This is a genomic window from Shewanella dokdonensis, from assembly GCF_018394335.1.
GTDB lineage: Bacteria > Pseudomonadota > Gammaproteobacteria > Enterobacterales > Shewanellaceae > Shewanella > Shewanella dokdonensis.
Map to the genome: position 1 here is coordinate 662690 of NZ_CP074572.1, position 16823 is coordinate 679512.

The following is a 16823-nucleotide window of genomic DNA, read 5'->3' on the forward strand; positions in this document are numbered from 1 at the left end:
GGCGGCGGTTACTGACCACCGTCCCCTTGTAAAAATTGTCCAAAATCGCTTTTGATACTTTGCAATACTTTCATCACTTTGCTGGCATATTGCGGATCTGTGGCATAGCCAGCTTCCGCAAGGCCTCGCACATATTGCGCCGGTTCAGCGGCAACCTCGCGTGCTTTGCTGTAGCGCTCACTTTGCGAAATCAACGCCACATAATCGTTGAAACTGTCCCGCAGATTGCCATAGACCCTGAAAGCAGCGTTTTCACGCACAGGTGTGCCCTTTTCATATTCCGTGGTCGCAGCGGTAGTGCTATTGCCAGACCAGCGACTATCGGCTTTGATGTTGAACAGGTTATTGCTGGGACGGCCATCCGTTGTTTTGACCATCTTCTGCCCCCAACCGGTTTCGAGTGCCGACTGAGCCAACAATACTTCAGGTGAAGTCCCCAGTTTTTCAGCTGCATCCCGCGCATAGGGATACAACACCTTCACAAAATCTTCCTGCGAACGAATATCGCCATGTTTATCCTGCGGCAAGGCTTTGCCGGTGAGGATGCTATCCAGGGTGTCATAATCCAATACCCCTGATTTTGTTGGCGACAATCCTTCGCTTTCACGGAGATTGGCGCGACTATCGCTAACACTGGTTCGCGGTCTATCCGCATGAGCCAGGCTGACTGCCTTGGGTCGATACGAAAAATGCAACGAGGCTTCAGTGCTGGCAGCCTTTGTGGCGGCAACCTGGGCCGGTTCCCCGACCTTAGCCGACAACATTGCTGGCTGATCCTGCGTGTTACGCAGCACTGAAGATGGTGTAATGCCAGAATCCTGAGGATCCAGTTGCTGCACCATCAGGTCAGCTAATCCCAACATGCCTTTTTTCGACAAATCGACAGACATCTGCTGGTCATGCATCTGCTCGTAAAACTTGGTGTACTGTGAATTCAGCGGATTATCTGCCTCAAACGCCGCATTGGCTTCACGCATGCTTTTCATCAGCATCTGCACAAAAATACTTTCAAACTGCCGCGCCACTTCTTTCAGCGCAGACTTCTGATCCTTCTGGGCCTTGGCACGCAAGTTATCCAGGCCCGCGATGTCCAGAAATTGTGAGGAGTTTGAAAGCTGATCCATTGTGTATTCCGAGCCGTCAACAATCAGATAACGATAAGTTCACCATGCAAAGCTCCGGCCACTTTTAACGCTTCAAGGATCGCCAAGACATCAGATGGAGCTGCACCGACCATATTTACTGCGCGCACTAACTCATCCAACGTTGTTCCTGGATTGAACAGGAACATACGGCGGTTCTCTTGTGACACATCAATGGTGCTGTTAGGTGTTACCGCAGTATTGCCACCAGCCAGCGCATTAGGTTGAGAAACCTGCGCATTTTCGGCGATGGTCACCGTCAAGCCACCGTGAGTGATTGCAGCCGGTAACAGGCGTACATCTTTACCCACCACTATGGTGCCAGTACGGGAATTCACGATAACTTTTGCGGATTCATCGGCAGGCTCTACCTGAATATTTTCCAGTGTGGCAAGAAATGAAACCCGCTGAGACGGATCTCTTGGAGCACTGACTTGAATGGACGCGGCATCCAAAGGTTTGGCAATCCCGGGGCCCAACAGATTATTGATGGCATCGGCCGTCCTTTTGGCGGTGTCAAAATCGGCACTACGCAGGTTAAATGTGAGGTAGTCACCGGCGGCAAATGGACTGGCGACTTCACGCTCAATAATAGCGCCATTGGGAATGCGGCCCACTGTTGGCGTATTATTAACCACCTTGGATCCATCCATACCATCGGCACTAAAGCCACTAACCACTAAGCTCCCCTGTGCAATCGCATAAACGTTACCGTCAACACCGCGCAGGAACGTTTGTAACAGGCTGCCACCGCGCAGACTCTTGGCTTCACCAAGGCTTGATACTGTGACATCTATCATCTGCCCTGGTTTGATAAATGCGGGCATATCCGCATGTACCGCTACCACGGCACTGTTTTTGATCTTAGGCCGAACACTTTCCGGCAGATTGATGCCAAAGTTCTTCAACATCGTCTTAAATGTCTGTTCGGTATAACGGGTCTTTTCTCCAGTCCCCGGCAAGCCCACCACCAAACCATAACCAATCAATTGGTTTTCGCGTACGCCCTGGATATCTGCAATATCCTTAATACGTTCCGCCTGCACCGGCTGGCACAGCAGCAATCCGAGTAGTAGCCACCATACATTTTTCATCTATATTCTCCTTAGAATGGCCACCAGTCAGACATAAAGAATTTTGTCAACCAGCCCACTTTCTGAGAGTCGGCAAAGGTGCCGGTGCCACTGTATTGGATCCGCGCATTCGCAACCCGAGGAGACTGCACTGTGTTCTCTGTCGTAATGTCCTGGGGCCGAACAATACCGGTAATACGGATGAATTCGTCGCCATTATTGATGGTGATCCATTTTTCACCGCGGACCACCAGATTGCCGTTACCGAGCACCTGAATGACGTTGGCCGAGATCTCGCCAGACAAGCTGTTGCTCTGATCGGTATCAGCTGAGCGTGTGGTATCCATGCTGTCGCTATACCCCAAATCCAACGATTTGCCCTTGATGGTGACGTTGCTTCCCGCCGCTGTCAGCGGATTGACGGTCAAGTTGGAACCCTTTGAGATCTGGTTACCTGCGCTCTTTTTCGCCTGGGTTGATTCCACTAACTGAATCGTGACAATGTCACCGATACGATGTGCTTTAAGATCAGAAAACAGCGGAGTAGCGCGATTGTTGGTGAATATCGAGCCGGTTGGCACCAGTGGCGTGCTATTGTCATCGGGATAAACCGGCGCGTAATAGGGATCGTCAGCAATCGGCTTCTGTTGGCTTGAAGCGCAGGCACCAAGCAGTAGTACCGGCAACAATTTAATTAGTAACTTCATCACCTCACCCCATTAAAGGTTCTGGTTTACGTAGGCCAACATCTGGTCAACCGCCGAGATCACTTTAGAGTTCATTTCATAAACTCGTTGACTCTCAATCAGGTTCACCAACTCTTCAGTCACGTTAACATTGGAGGTTTCCAGAGAGCCCTGGCGTATGCTGCCCAAGCCGTCCAGCGAAGGCGTTCCCTGCACTGGAGTACCACTTGCCCCCGTTTCCAGATACAGGTTTTGTCCGATTGGTTGCAAACCGGATGGATTGATGAAATCTGACATCGTCAATTGACCCACCACTTGGTTTTCAGCATTGCCTGGGACTTTTACCGAAACTTCACCTTCTTCCGACACCGTGATACTCGTGGCGTTATCTGGGATAGTGATGCCCGGCTGCAACACATAACCTTCGCCAGACGTTACCATTTGCCCGGTATCATCTAAGGTAAACTGGCCGTTTCGGGTGTAAGCGGTAGTGCCATCTGGCATTTGGATTTCAAAAAAACCAGGGCCTTGGATCATCAGATCCATGGAGTTATCCGTAGTCTCCATATTCCCTTGGGAAAAGATTTTCTGAGTGGATACCACCTTGGTTCCCGCCCCCAGATTCAAGCCGTTAGGGAGCTTGGTGTTGGCAGCACTAATTCCCCCAGCTTGATTCACTGTCTGATACAACAGATCTTCAAACACCGCCCGCCCTTTTTTATAGCCGACGGTGCTAGCATTAGCGACGTTGTTGGAAATCACCGAAATATCGGTCTGCTGGGCATCTAGGCCAGTCTTACTGATCCATAAAGCGGGATGCATAATCGTTACTCCTAGCTAATGCGAACTAAGGCTGCAGCTGACTTATCGTTGTCCTCTGCGGTTTTCATCATTTTGACCTGCAGCTCAAACTGGCGCTGCAGACTGATCATGTTGACCATTTCTTCTACCGGGCTGACATTACTGCCCTCTACCGCCCCACTGACCACATTGACCGCAGCATCTGCTGCCACAGGTTGGCCGTTGAGTGTGCGGAATAACCCATCCTCACCCCGCATCAAGTTGCTATTTCCAGGATTTACCAATTTGATACGGCCAACATTTTCAATGACTTCGGGTGTTGCACCTTGTGGTCTGACAGAGATCGTGCCATCCGTAGCGATTTCTAGCTTCTGCACTGGCAAGGGAATATTAATAGGGCCGTTATCGCCCATCACCAGATGACCACCGCTGTTACGCAGCATGCCATTAACGTCAATATTCAGACTGCCCGCACGGGTATAAGCCTCACTGCCATCATCGGCTTGCACGGCAATCCATCCCTGATCCTTAACGGCAATATCCAGATTTCGCCCTGTGGTTTGTAACGGCCCAGATTTGTAATCAGATGACGGTAACTCAGTCATCGAAAACACCCGAGTAGGCAAGCCTTCGCCAAATGCCTGCATAGCTCGCGCCTGCGCCATGTCAGCCTTAAAGCCATCAGTGTTGGCATTTGCCAGGTTATTTGCCCGTACAGCCAGCGCATCCATGTTTTGCTTAGCGCCAGTCATCGCAATGTAGAGAAATTTGTCCACCAGTTGCCCCGTCAAAAAATGAGCTTACGTTGGATTAAGCAAACTTCATGCCACTGAATACAGGTATTTATAAGATAGGGAAAACGAAGAAAAACAAAAGGTTGAATAAACAGTAAAAGAGAAGCGGCAAGGTATTGCCGTTACAGGCAATACCGTTACCGCTTATAGAGAGATTAGCGGATCTGCAATACAGTTTGCTGTAGTGTGTTATTCACTTCCAGCGTTCTGGAGTTCGCCTGGAAATTACGTTGGGCTGAAATCAAATCCACCAATTCAGTGGTCAAATCCACGTTAGAACTTTCCAGATACGATGATTTGATGGCACCGAACACACCACTGTTAGCCTCACCCGCCAGTGCTTCACCGGATTCAAGGCTGGCTTTCCAAGAAGTATTACCTACTTGGGTCAACCCCTGTTCATTTGAGAACCGCGCCAGCGCAACGCGCGCCAGCGGCACTGTTGAGCCGTTACTGTACTTGGCCGAAATCAAACCATCGGCTCCCACTTCCACATTCGTCAAGCGGCCGACAGTAATACCATCTTGAGTCAGTTCCGTGGTGCTAAAACTTTCGGCATATTGTGTTGGCTGATTAAAACCGATGGAGATCTGTTGTGACCCCTCAGCGGCAGCACTCAATACATTTGCCCCCGAGATACCTAACTGCTGTGTAGTAATCACCGCCGGATCTGACCCTTTATAGGCGCCAGTAGCATCAAAGCTCAGTACCGCTCCGGTCCAACCACCAGTGGTTTGCGCAGTCCCAGTGCTATCAGCAGTGCCATCACCGTTGGTATCAGTCTGGTAAGTGCCCGCCGCGCCATCCAGATTTACCTGCTTGCCATCCACCGCATAAAATACCACCCAGTTACTTTCCCCGGTGTAAGCGCCGTTCTCCGGCTTAACAAAATAGGATGTCAGTGTATGTGACTCACCCAATGAGTCATATACCGTTACCGCCGTTGAGTTATTAAAGGTAGTGGAATCAGTAGGATCAAATGCCGCCGGATCTAATGCACTTGAATTGGAGTTCAAATTCATACTCATGGAGACATTCTGTGAAGCTTGAGGACTACCAGCTGTATCAGGGATCTGTACCGGTTTTGTGGTACTTAAACTGACCGATGCTGAGTTACCATCGGAATCCACCTGGAAACACTGTAAATAGTTGCCCTGGGAATCCACCAAGAAACCGTTTTCATCACGTTTAAAAGCCCCGGCTCTGGTGAACGAGAAATCTTGAGTATCAATGGACGAGGAGGTGACAAAAAAACCGTTACCGCTAATGGCCATATCCAGCGCATTATTGGTGGATTGCATATTTCCCTGATGGAACTGCTGCGCAACCTGAGTGGTTGTTACCCCACCACCAACAGCGGTTTTACTGTTAGAAAATATGGAGTTAGCATATACATCAGCAAACTCTGCACGGGATTCTTTAAACCCTGTAGTGTTCACGTTCGCAATGTTATTTGCTGTTGTGTTGAGATCTTTCTGCGCCGCGTTGATCCCGCTAAGAGCAATGTTAAAAGACATAATCCACCTCTTATATTTTTACTAATCGCCCGGTGTAGCCCGGCGCAAAAACTTAGCCTTCAGAAACCGCCAGGACATCCGACAGCGCGACGCCACCGATGCCACGCATGTTGAGTACGGCGCCAGAACTGGAGTTCAGCGACACGCTGCTCACATGACCATAAGTACTGACGTAAAGATCTTCCGATGTACCATCAATGACCCCATTAGCCTTGATGGTATATTGACCGACCGCCACGGCATTCCCGTTATTGTCCAGCCCATCCCAATTAACATCGACGTTGCCACCAGCACTACCATCAACCGTGAAAGTTCTGACCACCTGTCCGGTGGCATCCTGCACCGATACCTTAATCGCGTTGATTGGCGCACTGGTGCTGATAACCCCTCTGATACTTGGTTCATCAGCGGACAGATAAGCCGTACCTGATGGCACCAACACCTTCTGCCCCACCAGACCAGAAGCTTGCAGCGCCTGACTAGACGTCATTACGGTATTGAGGCTACTGATCTCATCATTCAGTTTGCCAATGCCATCTACAGTAGAAAAAGACGCCATCTGTGAAATCATCTGATCATTGTCTACAGGATTAGAAGGGTCTTGCATCGATAGCTGGGTACTTAGCAATGCGAAGAAATCTTCCTGACTCAACGACTGATTATTGCTAGCCTTGCTGGTGCTGCTGGTATCCGTTGTTGAAGAGTTTACCGAATTGATAGTACTCACGGCCTATCTCCTTTATTCACCGAGCCGCAGCGTCTGCTGTAGCATGGATTTAGTAGCATCCGCTACCTGCACATTCATCTGGTAAGAGCGGGAAGCAGAAATCATGTCTGCCATCTCTTCCACCACATTGACATTAGGTTTGTATATATAGCCATCCGCATCTGCTAACGGATGATCCGGTGAGTATTCCTTCACCAGCGGCTTGTCACTTTCAACAATGCCAGCCACCTTCACCGAATAGCCATCCTGTTGCTGTTGACCATTAGTTGCCTTTGCCAACTCCGCTTCAAACACCGGATGCCGGGCTTTGTAGGTTTGATCAATACTGCTTGAAACTGAATCAGCGTTGGCAATATTACTGGCGGTAGTGTTCAGTCGTACTGACTGAGCTGACATGCCGGAACCGGCAATATTAAAAATATTGAACAAGCTCATCATCAGTCTCCTCTGATAGCTTTTTTCATGCCGGAAAACTTACCGCCTAGGAATCCTAACGACATCTGGTACTCCAGCGCGTTCTGCATAAATGCCTGCTGTTCTTCCTGCATATCAACGGTATTGCCATCACCAGTATCAGGCTGATTAGGAATGCGGAATTTGACGTTTTCCTGTACCAGAGATTTCATATCAAAATGATTTTCTGAGGTTGCCGCCATCTGCATGCTCTGCTGTTTACCCACAGCACTCTGCAACGCAGCATTAAAGTCCACATCTCTAGCCCGGTAATTCGGCGTGTCAGCGTTCGCTATGTTGCTAGACAACACTTCAGCACGCTGCGCACGGATCCCAAGCGTGTACTGATGAATGCCCAACGCTTTATCAAAACTGATCGCCATAAAACCGCCTCTCACTGGATAGTTTGTCAAAACAAAGCAAACTATGTGCCAAGGATTATGTATCACCCTGAAAACTTTTAGCATCAACAGAGTAAGCGCTATAACACAGGCAATAAAAATGCCAGCTAAGTTGCTGGCATTTTTATTTTATTAATAATCAATCGGTTACATCTATATTTTGCGTTGGTAATAGATCCCGGGGTTGCAACGGATCATCTCAAACTCGTCAGAGAGTCCGGCAATCGACTCTGACGCCCCCAGAAACAGGATGCCTTTGGGATTAAGAGCGGCAGCAAATTGCCGCAGGATTTTTGCCTTAGCTTCCGGGGCAAAATAGATCAGTACATTGCGGCAAAAGATAATGTCAAATTTACCTAGCAGCGTGTAACTCTCAAGCAAGTTGTGGGCGCGAAAACTCACCAAACGTCTAACATTATCCTTCACCCGCATGTTGCCACCGGGCAAGGTATCAAAAAACTGGCGTTTACGTTCATCGGACAAACCACGTCCCAACGCTAGGTTGTCATACTCAGCGTTCTTGCAACGTTCCAACATGGAAGGAGACAGATCGGTCGCTAAAATTGAGGCACTGCCAGGTAAGCCGCCCAAGCGACGTTGCTGATATTCCAGAATCGTCATCGCCAGAGAATAAGGTTCTTGCCCAGACGAGCAGGCCGCCGACCAGATTTTCAGCGGACGCCCTAATTTGGCAAATTGCGGCAAAATATTATTCGAGAGTAATTCAAAAGGATAACGGTCACGAAACCACAAGGTTTCGTTAGTTGTCATCGCATCGATAACTTCTGCCCGTAGTTGTCGTTCGGTCGGTCGCATCGACTGCTTCACCACATCCGACAACGATGGCAAGCCGTATTTTCCCATTAATGGTGCCAAGCGGCTACGTACCAGATATTGCTTATTATCACCTAGCACAATGCCACTGTGTTGTTCCAAAAACAGCCGGAACTGGTTGTACTCGGTTTCTGCAAGAGATTTATCTGGCACCTTGATATCCCATCTTCATATAACATACAGGCGTATAGCAATACGCTAATGCCTCCTAGCAAACGCCGCGTTATACAGCAGCGCTGCTGGCAACACAAGTCACCGTTAACAATCTTTACCCAAGATCACTGTTAGCAAATCATGACAAAGTCAGATGTTTGTCAACGGCGGCGGCCAATTCATCCGGATTAAACTTGGCGATAAAGTCGTTAGCGCCAACTTTCTGTACCATAGCATGATTGAACACCCCACTGAGCGAAGTATGCAACACGACTTTAATATCCTTCAGTTTTGGATCATCACGGATCTCTGCCGTCAGCGTATATCCGTCCATTTCCGGCATTTCAATATCAGAAATAATCAGCGGAATTTCTCGCGCAACATTATCCATTTCAGCCGCAATCACCTTAAGTCGTTCTAACGCTTCCCGGCCATCTTTGGCAGTATCTATCTGCAAGTTCAACGAAGACAAGGCTCGCACTATCTGCTTGCGCGCTACCGCAGAATCATCCACCACCATAATATGGAAATTCTGTTCACGGTCGATATTAATTGCACTATCAACTTCTTCGCTGATCTCAGTTTTTGCCGGTGAAATTTCATCGAGAATTTTTTCTACATCGAGAATCTCTATCAGTTCGCCGTCAATTTCTGTTACTGCGGTCAGATAAGAGTAGCGACCAGCACCTTGTGGCGGTGGCATCATCTCTGACCAGTTCATATTGATAATACGTTCCACCGACTGCACTAAAAAACCCTGCACACTGCGGTTATATTCTGAAATAATGATGAAACAGTTTTTCAGATCCTCAATCGGCCGTCCACCGGTTGCGGCGCCCAAATCAATCACGGAAATAGTGGAACCTCGAATGTGGGCAACGCCCTTCACATAAGGGTTCAATTTTGGCAGTGTTGTTAATGGCGGGCACTGCAATACCTCTTTTACCTTGAAAACGTTAATACCGAAACGCTGACGCCCATTTAATTTGAATAACAGCAATTCAAGACGGTTCTGCCCTACCAGTTGGGTTCTTTTGTTGACTGATTCAAGAATGCCTGACATAAGCCTGCCTTGTATATCTGCGGGTATAAAATCCCTTCCGTTTTTCGGAAAGGCACGTAACTTGCTGTGGTTGTTTCATACAGCCTTTAAGTCAAAGTTCTGACGCCATTAAATCCTTTCCCTATTTAAGGGGTAGAGGACTGTTGAAGTATAAGTGTAAATCAGCTATTCAAACCAGCTTACAAATGATGAAACTAAATTTAGCATACATTTTTTTATACACACTATTGTGGACTAACATAGCCTTAGCTCAGCAGCCGGTTACTCCTGATGTATCGGCCATAGAATCGTTAGCTAAAGATGTGGTGGCAAAAAGGTCAGCACGCCAGCATCAGCAAGAGTCAATATTACGCCACAAGCACTCGACAGTCGGCTAGCGATCCCGCGTTGCAGTTCTCCTATAACAGCAGAACTCGCATCAGATAGAGAAATTAGCCGTAACAACACGGTGCGGATCAGCTGTGATAGTCCAGATCTCAGCTATCCATGGCAAATTTATCTGTCAGTACGCGTTGATATCAGTTATCCAGTGGTGGTGGCCAAAGAAACGCTGGCGCCAGGCACGGTACTGTCTGCGGCCCTGATGGAGCTGCGCTATGTGGATCAGTACAGTGTCAACGGTGAGCAGTTCAGTAATGTTCAACAATTAACGGGTACCCGACTGAAACGACGCGTAGCCAAGGATTATCCGATTTTTGGCAGCAATATCTGTGTTGTCTGTAAGGGCGATACGGTCTCAATTATTGCCAGAACGGAACAATTTCAGATAAAAACTGTTGGCGTAGCGGAAGAAGATGGTAACCTTGGTGGACAGATCCGGGTAAAAAATATCCGTTCAAACAAAACAATAGATGCGATTGTCACCCGCGTAGGTGAAGTTCAGGTAAAAATGTAAAAAAGTTCTCAAGCCTGGAGACGCATTGCCGATAATAGAGTTAGACATTTATTCAAGGGTGTTGGAGCCACAAGGCTATGGACATTAAACAACTGCAAAATCAGCCTCGGGTAAACTCAACAACTGTTACCCCTAGCAACAGTAAAGCGACCGGGAAAACCGACACTGCAACCGTTGCCAACAATGACGATTCCGTTGTTGTTTCTGCTCAGGCCCAGCAATTACAGGGGATGCAAAACCGAATTGCGACTATGCCAGAGATGGATATGCAAAAAGTTGCCGAAATTAAGCTAGCTATTTCCGAAGGTCGCTATAAAGTGGATCCGGAAAAACTGGCTAACAATATCGCCCAGTTTGAAAGCGACATGGTAGATCTTGATCAGGAGTCCTGATGCCACAAGCGCAAGACCTGGAAAGCATGTTAAAACAACAGACGACCACACTTGGTCGTCTGTTGTCGCTGATTGATGCCGAAACCAAAGCATTGGTAGAACGCGATGCCGATACACTATTGCAACTCGCCGCAGAAAAACAGCAAGTGCTAGAACACGTCGCCAAGATTGATAAATCACTGGCTGAACATCCGCACAAGCAACAACTCACCCAAGCACCACTGTCAAAGCAGGTAGCAGATGCCAAAAGTTTGCTGGCCGTATGCCAACAAAAAATTTGGCTAACGGCAAGCTAATAGAGCTATGTGCCGCTAGCGTCAATCGACTAGCACAGGCACTACAGATGAGTCGTAACGCTAACAGCCTGACTTATGATGACAAGGGAAAAACCTCGACTATCTCATCTCTGGGAAATGACCTGGAAGCCTGACCATCAAATCAACATGCTAGATTTCTGTAATGTTATTGCCTCTTAGCGAAGAAAACGGCAAGACGTTGCCGCCTTGCCGCTACTTGATTTTGCTGATTTGACCTCAAAAATAGGTGATCTCTTTTACGCGCTGAGGCCGATTCTGCTGCTGGTAGAGTTGCCATACATTGGCAAAATCCAGCTCTAGTTCTGTTACATAATTGTCACCAGCAGGATAACTGCGAACCACGCGCGCACCGCGGATCATCCCACTGACAGAAACCTTGACGTTATCAGATTTCAGCATCCAATCACCAACTTTACTCTCAGCCGTTAGTTGTTGCCCATAAACCTGTTCAGCCAACTCCCGGTATGCGGCAATTTTTGATGCCTGCATAGCCATCAGCACTCTTTCAGAGGCATTTTTTGATGGTTGTGAAGCCAGCGGCGCATAGCCCACCGCCGTAATTTTTGGGAAAGATTCCGGTGGCACCGGTTCCCACTGCACATAACGGTCACGAGTCGTGCAGCCAGCCAGCATTATCAGAGCCAATAAAGGCAGCCATCGTCTCATTTTGTTTCTCCTAACAGATGCACCTTATCATCACCATCCGCACTGTTGCGATATAACAGGCCCTGCTTGGAAACAACTAATTGTGAAGGCAACAGATAATCCGGTAACGCCTGTTGCGGCACATAAAGTTGTGCGGTTGACACCACCTTGTTACTCGACAGTGTGACAATCCGGCTGTTGATCACTATGCCATGACGCGCCAAACTCACAGTAGAAACCAGTACCTGGTCCACCGAAATATTCGCCGGAAGTTTTTGCCAGTCACGGCTCAATAAAAAATCACCCTGCGGCGTTACTCGCACAGCATCGGCGACATTCAGATCCACCAGATTGAATCCCATCTGCTGCATCCCGGCCATGAGCCCTTGTTGCAATTGCGCCGCCAAATTATCAGTACTCTGCAAATCCTCTACCATAACAGGAGTTGCCACCAATAATGGCTGAGATTGATCTAAGACATCACTGTAACGTACCAGTTCTCTAGCGAGTTGTGTTGTTACATCAATGATGCCAGCTTTGGTGGTTGCCGCAGGTTCTGGCACAGGCACCGCAGTCTGACTACAGCCAGTCAACAGTAATGCCATGAGGGTTATCTTGATTTTCATATCAGTTCCATTAGCAATATTTCCAAGAATCCGGGAAACAATACTCTGCGCTCTTCCCTGTATCGGCACGGCCACGCCACACTTAAGCAATTTTGCCATCTTTAAACACAGTTCACTGGCATAAATTTTGAATATCACGAACCAGAATCTATGCCTTCTGCCAGATTTTTGGCCAATACGGGAACCGTCACCATGAAACACGTGTTTTGCTTGCTGTTATTGCTCGGCCTCAGTATCCCCTGCCAGGCTTACTGGGTCGAAGCAACTGGCGATGCCAAGATAGTCAATGGTGATAGTAGCAAAGCCCGTGAAATAGCCATACAAAATGCATTACGCATGGCGCTGCTGCAAAATGGAGGCAATTTTCAGGCCAGCCAAGTCGTCAGTAATGGTAATCTGACCACACAAGCATTGGAGTTATCTGCGGCTGCCAATGTCAAAACGGTGGAATTACTCAACGAACAGAAAGATGGCGAACGACTGATAGTGACCATCAAGGTCGATTTACAGGCAAACGATGCGCAATCGTGTAGCAATGACGGACTTAAAGCGGCCATACTCATTCCGCAAACACTGCTGTATGACCGTAGTCAGTTGCGCTATGGTCGACTGGAAAAACTTCCCTCAGTGTTATCACAGCATCTTGCCGCTATGCTCAAGAAAAACTCCGCTTTTAGCTTTCCTCTTACCTTGGCCGAGAAACAAGTCGACATTCCAACGCCAACCGCAGCAGGATTAAGGATACCCACAATTGTCAGTGAAATGACGGACAGCCAGTATCTGTTATTGCCAGAATTACTCGACATATCGGTTGCACCAGCGACCTCCGCACCATTAGGGCTCTGGCAGCATGATCCACTGCGGCAATTCCAACTCAGACTGACACTTTACCATGGGATCAGTGGTGAAATTCTCTGGCAGCATGATTATGCGACCAATGCCGCCTGGGAGTTTGATAAAACCGCCATGGTCAATCCAACATCCAGCGAGTTCTGGCAATCAGCCTACGGTGAAAACATCAGCGCTGTGCTGCAACAATCAGTCACAGATATTGATCAGGTGCTCAACTGCCGTCCATTATTAGCGCAGATTATCGCCCGCGACAATAGCCGAGTCATCCTCAATATTGGCCGACAAAATGGCGTTAAAAAGGGCGATAAATTTAAAATTGCCATGCAGTACAATGTCAATGATCAACTTAATCGACCGCATGCACTGGCAACTGCCACGCCAGTCACTGTCACCATTGATCAGACATCGGAGACAACCGCTACTGCACTTATTAATGGTGAACACGCAGCACTGAATATTCAGGTAAACGATATTGCGCTTAAGAAATAAGCGGTTAGATTTCAAATCTTTTATTGAAAGCAAAATCCAGTATAATCACTGCCGTCTCCTCATAGCTCAACAGGATAGAGCAGTTGCCTCCTAAGCGACCGATCGGGGTTCGAGTCCCTGTGGGGAGACCAAATAGGCACTTTTTATTATAATTATCAAATAGTTATAAAAATCGTTAAATTCTGTGCCGCATATGTGCCGCCTCGCGACAGACAAATTTTTCAATTTTTTTAATAGCTTACGCTAAAAAGCCGTTTTTGCCTGTTCCGTGCAAAAATTGGACTATTCAATCAAATTTCGATAGTTTTCATTCATCATGGATAACACAGAAAGTGCTGTCAGAATGGAAGATCTATTTGCTCAGTTTGTGGATAGTGATGCAGTCAGCCAAATCATTTCCAATACCCCAATTGAGTTGCAAGCATATGCACTCGCTGTTGCGGATCTAAACGAATTTCCATTACCCAAATCAACAGTCGAGTTCATCGATGGAAAGCCATACTTTCAAGAACTAGAAATTCCGTTCACAGCTGGACTTACTGATCTCCGTAAAATCGACGCTAACAGTGATATTGTCAGCCAATTAGCGAAAGTTGAAGGTATACGTGAACGCTTGAAAGTTCAGCATGAAAATAATATTCAGGCCTACATTGGATTGTTTGCCCCATTGCGTGATTTACCGCTGGTCAAAGATATGGATCTCATACGGCAGTTTTCTAACGCTGACTCATTAGCTAATGGCTTTGCTCCCATTATTGCTCAAAGCCAATCTATCAACATGCTCCCGCAATACAGCCAAACAGCGCAATTCAGATTGCAATCAGCCCTCGCCTGCAAAATGGCTGGACTAGCTAAACCAGCTGAACAGCTGTTTAACTTAGTGATTCAGTCACAGCTCATTGAACAAAATGTAGGTTATCAAACTCTACTCGATGAATTGAGCAATCAGATTGGTGCAGCAAAAGTGGCGGCAACATTTGCGATGAAAGGAAACAGTAAGCGCCATGAAAAAAACAGGCAAAGAAAGGAATTTGCTCTAAGGCTATATCGCCAAAAGCCATACTTAAACCCCAAACAAGCGACTAAAAATCACTATGCCAAAATCGCAAAGCACGCTGAAAGCATTGGTTATCCGTTTTCGATTTCAGGTGATGAAACTGTTTATCGTTGGTTTCTAGAGGAATCGAAAAAGAGAAGAATTAGATTCCATTACTCCCCCAATTTACCTATAGTGCAGATAGGCGCCCGCCACACTTGCACGCGAGTGAAAACAGGCACAAGGTAAACACCTCATATATTTGTTCAGTTTGACCAACACTTTTCATAATTAAATCGGGTTGAGAAAGCTGCCATAATCGCGTGTGGTAATGCTTGTTAGCATAATGCTCTCAATCCGTGGAGCTTGATTATGAAAACACTGAAACCACTGATTTACTCTATCCATTCAAAAGCCAAATCAACTTTGGATACATGTCCATCCAAATCACAGTTGTATGAGCTAGTCGCAGCCTATCTAAATAAAAAATCGTATGCAGCACTGTCAGAGATGAATTTTAAATCATCTATAGATGAGGCAATTCATGCGCCAAGCAAAGCAATAAACAACTGCTTAAGCAGAGCAAAGCTATTGGGTATTAACAACGATATTGCAGAAATAGTTGTAAGCATTATTAGCATGGAACTGACCAACTCTGCTCCTAAAATATCGGCTACAGAACTTAATTGGCTCGCCATTGAGCGTTTTAGCGAAGACGAAGCAAACTCATCGTCAGACAATCTGTTAGATCAATTAAGACAATGTGCAGATGAAGGGAACAAAGAATCCAAGTTATTGCTTCTACTATGGCTTTGCCATGAGCAACAGAAGTACATTGACTTCAGGGGAAGCAAATACTGGTATGAGCAGAAAGCAAGTGGAAAGGCACTTCCTGAAGAGCAAAACAAATGGGCTGATAACTATCAGCGTTATGCTCAAATAAAAACGCAGCTTGATGAGCTAATTAGAAATAATTCCGCTGAAGATTTAGCGGTACCAGACACAGACGCCATGCTCCACAGTGGGGATGTATCACCACTCAATCAGCAACCACTCTACCGACTCAGAGCAATAGACGCTATTGAGACCATATTCAGCACTTATCCCGAAGTAGAGGACGAAAATCCGCGTATCACACTCAGTTGGCTCAAGCTGGAAGCGTTGCAGTGTCCTAATCGCAGTTCAATTGAAGATATTATCGAACATCTAACTGATGTTACTGAAATTCATGCTTGGGCAGAGTTTGCCCAAACTCACGGTATAGACCTAACTACTGATGACTATACAGCCATAGATACTAACACTGGTGAAGTATGGGATGCAGACCATGATGCGCCGATAGATATCTTTGGATATGGCGCTATCACTTTACCGACTCTCCCTGAAAAAGACCATTTAGCCGTTGAACAACAGTTAGACACTATGAAAAAAATTTATAAATTTTATTCATAGTTAACATATAGTTGGGATGTGTGTCTAAGGGTTAGACACATTGTTTTAACCCTTAGAAACGCATACATCTCAACCTTTCCTTTTTACGCTTGCTCCTGAATTACAAACATTAATCAGGAGTTACCATGAACAATTCACTTTTAACCCCGCAACAAGTGGCTGAGATGCTCGGCGTCACTGAAGGCACTCTGTCAGTGTGGCGCTGTACTGGCCGCTACCCTCTCCGCTTTGTCAAAGTTGGTCGCCGTGTGATGTATCGCCAAACCGACATTGACGCATTCATTGATGGGAGGGTTTATGAACACACTCTCTAATCTCGTTACGCTGCTAACCCACTTAATGATGTTGTTTCAGCTAATCAGAATTCGTGACGTAATAAAGCTTCGGCCTGAAGACTTACCGTTATCAATGAGAAATCCCGTAACGGAACAACCAAAATTAAACGATGAGTACTCGTTAACGGGTACATCGGCCA

Annotated in this window: 20 protein-coding genes, 1 tRNA gene and 1 pseudogene; 9 read left to right on the plus strand and 13 right to left on the minus strand. The window is 47.0% G+C overall.

The annotated features are described in order from the left end of the window. Positions 1-8: 8 nt before the first annotated feature. The 11 genes from flgJ to KHX94_RS03200 form a co-directional block, all read right to left on the minus strand. The gene (gene flgJ / locus KHX94_RS03150) at positions 9-1124 is read right to left on the minus strand and encodes a flagellar assembly peptidoglycan hydrolase FlgJ (RefSeq protein ID WP_213682334.1); all 1116 of its coding nucleotides are present in this window, start codon (positions 1122-1124) and stop codon (positions 9-11) included. 23 nt (positions 1125-1147) lie between these two features. Next, positions 1148-2236 carry a flagellar basal body P-ring protein FlgI gene (locus KHX94_RS03155; protein WP_213682335.1) on the minus strand — a complete coding sequence of 363 codons (1089 nt, stop codon included), beginning with the start codon at positions 2234-2236 and terminating at the stop codon, positions 1148-1150. Positions 2237-2247: 11 nt separating this feature from the next. Next, complete coding sequence (flgH, locus tag KHX94_RS03160) at positions 2248-2922, minus strand: flagellar basal body L-ring protein FlgH (protein WP_213682336.1); 675 nt, start codon at positions 2920-2922, stop codon at positions 2248-2250. 12 nt (positions 2923-2934) lie between these two features. After that, the gene (gene flgG, locus KHX94_RS03165; RefSeq protein ID WP_213682337.1) at positions 2935-3723 is read right to left on the minus strand and encodes a flagellar basal-body rod protein FlgG; all 789 of its coding nucleotides are present in this window, start codon (positions 3721-3723) and stop codon (positions 2935-2937) included. Between the two features lie 11 nt (positions 3724-3734). Beyond that, positions 3735-4478, minus strand: coding sequence for a flagellar basal-body rod protein FlgF (flgF, locus tag KHX94_RS03170; RefSeq protein WP_213682338.1), 744 nt, complete (start codon positions 4476-4478; stop codon positions 3735-3737). Between the two features lie 173 nt (positions 4479-4651). Then, positions 4652-6013, minus strand: coding sequence for a flagellar hook protein FlgE (flgE, locus tag KHX94_RS03175; RefSeq protein WP_213682339.1), 1362 nt, complete (start codon positions 6011-6013; stop codon positions 4652-4654). Between the two features lie 52 nt (positions 6014-6065). Then, the gene (locus KHX94_RS03180; protein WP_244859414.1) at positions 6066-6731 is read right to left on the minus strand and encodes a flagellar hook assembly protein FlgD; all 666 of its coding nucleotides are present in this window, start codon (positions 6729-6731) and stop codon (positions 6066-6068) included. Positions 6732-6752: 21 nt separating this feature from the next. Continuing rightward, on the minus strand, positions 6753-7175 hold the full coding sequence (gene flgC, locus KHX94_RS03185; RefSeq protein WP_213683306.1) for a flagellar basal body rod protein FlgC: 423 nt from the start codon (positions 7173-7175) through the stop codon (positions 6753-6755). A gap of 2 nt (positions 7176-7177) precedes the next feature. Next, positions 7178-7576, minus strand: a complete 399-nt coding sequence (flgB, locus tag KHX94_RS03190) for a flagellar basal body rod protein FlgB (protein ID WP_213682341.1) — start codon at positions 7574-7576, stop codon at positions 7178-7180. Positions 7577-7747: 171 nt separating this feature from the next. Continuing rightward, positions 7748-8587, minus strand: a complete 840-nt coding sequence (locus tag KHX94_RS03195) for a CheR family methyltransferase (RefSeq protein WP_213683307.1) — start codon at positions 8585-8587, stop codon at positions 7748-7750. A 133-nt stretch (positions 8588-8720) separates the two neighbouring features. Next, entirely contained in the window at positions 8721-9644 is a 924-nt protein-coding gene (locus KHX94_RS03200; protein WP_213682342.1) for a chemotaxis protein CheV, read from the minus strand. Between the two features lie 188 nt (positions 9645-9832). Here KHX94_RS03200 and flgA point away from each other — a divergent pair. The 4 genes and pseudogenes from flgA (at position 9833) to KHX94_RS20105 (ending at position 11361) form a co-directional block, all read left to right on the plus strand. Next, positions 9833-10539 (plus strand): annotated as a pseudogene (gene flgA, locus KHX94_RS03205) (flagellar basal body P-ring formation chaperone FlgA). Between the two features lie 77 nt (positions 10540-10616). Next, positions 10617-10931, plus strand: coding sequence for a flagellar biosynthesis anti-sigma factor FlgM (gene flgM, locus KHX94_RS03210; protein ID WP_213682343.1), 315 nt, complete (start codon positions 10617-10619; stop codon positions 10929-10931). After that, the gene (flgN, locus tag KHX94_RS20100; protein ID WP_244859303.1) at positions 10931-11227 is read left to right on the plus strand and encodes a flagellar export chaperone FlgN; all 297 of its coding nucleotides are present in this window, start codon (positions 10931-10933) and stop codon (positions 11225-11227) included. The genes flgM and flgN overlap by 1 nt, the downstream gene beginning before the upstream one ends. After that, complete coding sequence (locus KHX94_RS20105) at positions 11194-11361, plus strand: hypothetical protein (protein WP_244859304.1); 168 nt, start codon at positions 11194-11196, stop codon at positions 11359-11361. The genes flgN and KHX94_RS20105 overlap by 34 nt, the downstream gene beginning before the upstream one ends. A gap of 103 nt (positions 11362-11464) precedes the next feature. Here KHX94_RS20105 and KHX94_RS03220 read toward each other — a convergent pair whose 3' ends face one another. Together KHX94_RS03220 and KHX94_RS03225 are read right to left on the minus strand one after the other, a co-directional pair. Further along, complete coding sequence (locus KHX94_RS03220) at positions 11465-11914, minus strand: LPP20 family lipoprotein (RefSeq protein WP_213682344.1); 450 nt, start codon at positions 11912-11914, stop codon at positions 11465-11467. After that, positions 11911-12519: a FlgO family outer membrane protein gene (locus tag KHX94_RS03225; protein ID WP_213682345.1), complete on the minus strand. Its 609-nt coding sequence runs from the start codon at positions 12517-12519 to the stop codon at positions 11911-11913. The genes KHX94_RS03220 and KHX94_RS03225 overlap by 4 nt, the downstream gene beginning before the upstream one ends. 192 nt (positions 12520-12711) lie before the next feature. Here KHX94_RS03225 and KHX94_RS03230 point away from each other — a divergent pair, with 192 nt between their 5' ends. The 5 genes from KHX94_RS03230 (at position 12712) to KHX94_RS03250 (ending at position 16662) form a co-directional block, all read left to right on the plus strand. Beyond that, positions 12712-13860 carry a flagella assembly protein FlgT gene (locus tag KHX94_RS03230; RefSeq protein WP_213682346.1) on the plus strand — a complete coding sequence of 383 codons (1149 nt, stop codon included), beginning with the start codon at positions 12712-12714 and terminating at the stop codon, positions 13858-13860. 55 nt (positions 13861-13915) lie between these two features. Continuing rightward, a tRNA-Arg gene (locus tag KHX94_RS03235) sits at positions 13916-13991 on the plus strand. 212 nt (positions 13992-14203) lie between these two features. Continuing rightward, entirely contained in the window at positions 14204-15145 is a 942-nt protein-coding gene (locus KHX94_RS03240) for a hypothetical protein (RefSeq protein ID WP_213682347.1), read from the plus strand. 123 nt (positions 15146-15268) lie between these two features. Then, complete coding sequence (locus tag KHX94_RS03245; RefSeq protein WP_213682348.1) at positions 15269-16348, plus strand: hypothetical protein; 1080 nt, start codon at positions 15269-15271, stop codon at positions 16346-16348. A 125-nt stretch (positions 16349-16473) separates the two neighbouring features. Beyond that, positions 16474-16662 (plus strand): helix-turn-helix domain-containing protein, encoded by a 189-nt coding sequence (locus KHX94_RS03250; RefSeq protein WP_213682349.1) that lies wholly within the window; start codon positions 16474-16476, stop codon positions 16660-16662. Positions 16663-16823 lie beyond the last annotated feature (161 nt).